This is a genomic window from Pseudomonas sp. (assembly GCF_050739655.1).
Taxonomy (GTDB): domain Bacteria; phylum Pseudomonadota; class Gammaproteobacteria; order Pseudomonadales; family Pseudomonadaceae; genus Aquipseudomonas.
This window is the reverse complement of record NZ_JBOIBY010000712.1, coordinates 1-1,276: the sequence shown is the minus strand read 5'-3', so window position 1 is coordinate 1,276 and position 1,276 is coordinate 1. Positions and strand designations below refer to the sequence as shown.

Below are 1,276 nucleotides of genomic sequence, written 5' to 3'. Positions count from 1 at the left end.
GCTTAATGGTCACGGTAATGGATTACTTCAGCTGATTCATGCGCTCGATAACCTGGCGAGTGATGTCGTACTGAGGCTTGACATCAATCACTGCGCCACGCTCGAAGACCAGGTCAAAAGCACCTTTCTTGATGACTTCTTCCACAGCGCTGTCCAGTTTCGGCTTGAGCTGCTTCAGCATTTCACGGTCGGCAACGGCTTTGGCTTCGTTCAGTTCCTTGGACTGGAACTGGAAGTCACGAGCCTTTTGCTTGAATTCAAGCTCCAGACGCTCGCGCTCGCCCTGCTGCATTTTGTCGCCACCAGCCATCAGGCGGTCCTGAATGCCCTTGGCGCTGCTTTCCAGCGTCTTGAGCTTGGTCAACTGAGGACCGAACTTCTTCTCGGCATCCACGGCGTATTTCTTGGCCGCGTCGGATTCCAGCAGAGCCATCTGATAGTTCAGAACGGCAACTTTCATGTCGGCAAATGCCGGACCAGCGACCAGTACGCTGGCCAGGAGAACCAATTGAGTCAACTTACGCACGATGCACTCCTACAAAATTCATTGTCGTTATCTTGGGTCAGACGCTTAGAACGTCTGGCCGAGGGAAAATTGGAACACTTGAGTCTCAGCGTCATCCGGCTTCTTGACCGGCATGGCCAATGCGAAACTCAAAGGACCCAGTGCAGTGACCCATGTCACACCTACACCAACAGAACTGGCCATGTTGCTCAGGCTAATGTCGTAGCACATGGTGTTTGACTACTAGCCAACCGCGTTTGTGGTATCCGAGAAAGATGAATCGAATACGTTACCCACATCACAGAATACCTAGGTGCGCAGGGAGCGTTGATCCTTGACGAACGGCAGCGGGAACAGAACTTCCACACCGCCCTGGATCAGGACGTTACCACCGAACGGCAGTGGATCCTGGTCCGGGTCAAACTGGGTGCCAGGGTTCTTGCCGGTACTTGGTGTACTGCGAGGCCCCAGGGAACTGTCCTTGAAACCACGTACCGAGTTGAAACCACCAGCATAGTAGTTTTCATAGAATGGCAAGCCATCGGTCGACCCGTAACCATCGCCATAACCCAACTCGGTATGCAGGCGCATGGTGTAGTTCTCGCTCAACGGCTGGAACAACTGGCCACGGTAGTCGAGCTTGAAGAACGACAGATCGCTGCCTGGAATCGTGGATTCCAGCACCAGGCTCTGGGAATGACCCCGGGTAGCCAGTACACCCTTGTTCAGAGTGGACTCGGACCAACCGGCCGAAGCCTTGAAGTTCAGGTA

General features: G+C 54.0%; 1 protein-coding gene and 1 pseudogene. Both read right to left on the bottom strand.

What is annotated here, in order from left to right:
- Positions 1-22 precede the first annotated feature (22 nt).
- A complete protein-coding gene (locus ACRESJ_RS33830; RefSeq protein WP_431761764.1) occupies positions 23-526 on the bottom strand; it encodes an OmpH family outer membrane protein in 504 nt (167 codons plus the stop codon).
- Between the two features lie 45 nt (positions 527-571).
- A pseudogene (locus tag ACRESJ_RS33825) lies at positions 572-1,276 on the bottom strand (BamA/TamA family outer membrane protein); the annotation flags it as partial.